3 protein-coding genes are annotated in these 3,158 nt (G+C 45.1%); all 3 read right to left on the reverse strand.

Features of this window, described 5'->3' with window-relative positions; genetic code table 11:
• Positions 1-72: 72 nt before the first annotated feature.
• Genes CHB65_RS16585 through CHB65_RS16595 form a run of 3 tightly spaced genes read right to left on the reverse strand, consistent with a single transcriptional unit; the run spans position 73 to position 3,100 of the window.
• Positions 73-591: a restriction endonuclease subunit S gene (locus tag CHB65_RS16585; protein ID WP_089386118.1), complete on the reverse strand. Its 519-nt coding sequence runs from the start codon at positions 589-591 to the stop codon at positions 73-75.
• Positions 591-1,976, reverse strand: a complete 1,386-nt coding sequence (locus CHB65_RS16590) for a class I SAM-dependent DNA methyltransferase (RefSeq protein ID WP_089386119.1) — start codon at positions 1,974-1,976, stop codon at positions 591-593. Before CHB65_RS16590 ends, CHB65_RS16585 begins: the two co-directional genes overlap by 1 nt.
• Positions 1,973-3,100 (reverse strand): type I restriction-modification enzyme R subunit C-terminal domain-containing protein, encoded by a 1,128-nt coding sequence (locus CHB65_RS16595; RefSeq protein ID WP_089386120.1) that lies wholly within the window; start codon positions 3,098-3,100, stop codon positions 1,973-1,975. The genes CHB65_RS16590 and CHB65_RS16595 overlap by 4 nt, the downstream gene beginning before the upstream one ends.
• Positions 3,101-3,158 lie beyond the last annotated feature (58 nt).

Here is a 3,158-nt window from a genome sequence, read left to right on the forward strand (position 1 = left end):
GGTTCAGGGATCTCAAACACATCCAGAACCAGACACTTTCTCGTGGTTAATTCGACGATTCAATCTGACCGATTACGTCATTCGTGAAGTACCGACAATCGCTTTCTGCTCCTCCAGCGGCGGAACAGGAACTTCAGCGTCTTCTCTGAAAAATGAATATGGGACTCGCTTTCTTCCTGAAGCACCCTTCATTTGGTTAATTGCTTGACTTCTGAGATAAGGTTCCTGGATTAGGTAATATAGATATCTAGAATTTAAACCATCATTTGGAGAAAGTACAGCCAGCTCTGAAGATCCAACGGATATTTTTTCGCCTTCAGGAAGCTCTTCAACATAAGCTGCTTTTCCGTTTTCTGTACAGGGTGTAATTCTGGCAAAGAGCACATCCCCCTGTTTAAATTTTGATAAGCCAGAGTAGATGTTATCCTTCCTTTCAAAGCCCATTATCTCTTTATCTTCGGCGCTCACCTTTTTCATCGGTACATGAGGAAATTCATTCTGGTCGGGAAGATCGTATCTGGGATTTACATTAACCAAATTACCTAATTTCTCCCACTCCCAGTGTTCCGGAACTTCTTCTTTAGATACCATTAGTTATCTGCCTCGATCTCGTCGAGAATCTGTTGTGTGTTCTCCGTAATAGTTTCCTGTAGCCCGAGGAGTTCTGTTAAGAGTTCCTCGGGTGCTGGAAGTTCTTCGCCCCCATTATCGAACTCTTTGTACTTCTTGTAGTTGAGACTCCAGTCCTTCTCTTTGATCTCCTCAATACTCACTGAGAAGTATTGGTCACTGTCTTCTCTGGAGTCCCAGTTTTTAAGGAAGTCTATGAAGTGATCTTCTGTCAACGGATTACTCTTCTTGATTTTCTCTACATCGGTTCTTAGATCGTAGAAGTAGACCTCGTTTGTCTCTCTCCCTTTGTCGAAGAAGACGATATTCGTAGTTACGTTGGTATAGGGGTGGAAAGCTCCAATCGGGAGGATCAAGATAGTGTGAATGTCCGCGTTCTTCATCAGGTGTTTTCTGACGCGTTTTGCCTGACCGGTCTGGAAGAGCACACCATCCGGCACGACGATACCACACCGACCATCGTCATTTAGCATCGAAAAGGAATGCTGAAGGAAATTCAGTTCAGGCTTCTTACTTTCAACAAAAAAGTCGTCTCTAAGCGGCTCCTGTTGATTCTGACCTCCATAAGGGGGATTAGCCAATATCACATCAAACCGCTCACTCGGAGGATTCTGAAGAGAGTTATCTCTCCTAATATCACTATACAAGTCGTGGAGAACCATGTTCATCAGGCCTAATCGTCGAGTCTCTGGAACAAGCTCAACGCCAGTTAGATTCTCCTCGCTAAGCTGCTTTCGCTCTTCGCGGCTAAGATCTAGGCCTTCATTGTTTTTCTCAAGGATATGTTCATATGCTTCAATTAGGAAGCCTGCGGTTCCTGCGGCTGGATCGTGAATTTTTTCGTCGTGATCTGGGTCAATAGCCTCGACGGTCGCATTAATCGCAGGGCGGGGTGTGAAGTACTGTCCGGCTCCTTTGGCCTCTTCTGCGTACTTCTCCAGGAGTGACTCATAGGCTGCCCCTTTGACGTCTGCTTCGTATTTGTTCCAGTCTATGGCATCGACCTCGGCGACAGCTTTACTCAGATTTACCGGCGTCTTAAACTGGCTGTTGACCCTCCCGAAGATCTCGCCGAGCAGGCCTTCTCGACGACCAAGCTCTCGCAGTGTATCTTCATAATGCTGTAACAGCTCCTCACCGTTTTTTTCTGTTAATTGATCCCATCTGTATTCTTCTGGGATCTCCTCTGTCTCTTCGAACTTTGCCTCTCGCTCCTCAATCATCTTCAAGAATAACAATATAGTTACCTGTTCAACATAGCTCCCGATATGCATCCCGTCATCTCGAAGAATACCGCAGATTTCCCATACTTTATTCTTGATATCCATCCTTCCATTTTCACTCATGCCAGTATCACCTGTTTATTAAGTTCGTCCAAAGTCTCTTTTAGTTGTTCTTCTCCGCCGAAGGCTTCAGCCGCTGAATCCCATCCTCCTTTTCTTATAAATGGGATGTCGTTGAAGTCATCTTCTTTTATCATTTTCTCACGCTTGAAGTGTTCTCGAATCATATCTAGCCACTTTCTCTCATCTTCTGTGAATTCGTGTTCTTTCTCCCATACCTCAAAGGCCTTCTCAACACGCTCCTCGGTAGTTGGGAACTCATCCTCTCCTATGGCATGCTTAACAAAGCCTAACAAGTCCACCATTTCCTCACTGTAGGCCTTCTGAAGCCGTTCCTCGGTGAATGTCTCTGACTCTGCTCTCAATTTTTCATTAAGTTCCTTCAAGTGCTCGCGTCGAAGATCCTCAGGCCTGTTCTGTAAAATATTGATTGCGTCAATTCGATCACTGTTTTGTGCGATGTACTGTTCAAAAGCTGAAATATAGTCTTCAGGTCTCAGTTCTTCTCCATCTTTTGTCTGGAAGCGGTAACCCGACTCTGTCTCGATAAGCTCATCAGTTACATCATCTGCAACCACTAGATCGTCATCCTTGCGCTCTTCAGCTGTACCGCCAGATTCTTTACCACTTTCATCATCTACGGCTCTATACTGGTCGAATGGTGGGTGCTTTTGATCTTGGAAGTATTCGATTACACCGACACAGTCAAAAATAGTGAATTTTTCCTTATCAATGCTTTCACATGTTCTAGTTCCCCGGCCCACCATCTGATTATACAGTATAGGTGATTTGACCGGGCGAGCAAAGACGATATTCTGCAGTGGGGGAACATCTGTTCCCGTGCTCACCATCTCAACAGTAACAGCGACGGTCGGCTCCATATACTCATTCTTGAAATTATTCAAGACATCTTCAGCATTATCAGTCGTATAGGTTATTTTCCGGACGTAGTCGTTCGGCTTATCCGAATAGACCTGATTGAACATCTCCGTCAACTGTATCGCGTGTTCATCATTTATAGCAAAAACAAGGATTTTCTCACCATCCTCAACCTGTTTTCTGACTTCTTCAGCAATCAATCGGTTCCGGTCGGCTTCATTGAATCCGCAGAAGGCGTCGGGTTTCATTGTTTGACGGCTTGTTCGACGTTGTAGACGGCGGCGGCAAGCGTAATTTCACGGAACT

The sequence above is a fragment of the Halorubrum vacuolatum genome (genome assembly GCF_900188065.1).
Classification (GTDB): Archaea; Halobacteriota; Halobacteria; order Halobacteriales; family Haloferacaceae; genus Halorubrum; species Halorubrum vacuolatum.

Excerpts from the sequence above, each read along its gene's own strand:
- CHB65_RS16585 (WP_089386118.1), bottom strand. The coding sequence starts at position 591 with ATGGTATCTAAAGAAGAAGTTCCGGAACACTGGGAGTGGGAGAAATTA.
- CHB65_RS16590 (WP_089386119.1), bottom strand. The coding sequence starts at position 1,976 with ATGAGTGAAAATGGAAGGATGGATATCAAGAATAAAGTATGGGAAATC.
- CHB65_RS16595 (WP_089386120.1), bottom strand. The coding sequence starts at position 3,100 with ATGAAACCCGACGCCTTCTGCGGATTCAATGAAGCCGACCGGAACCGA.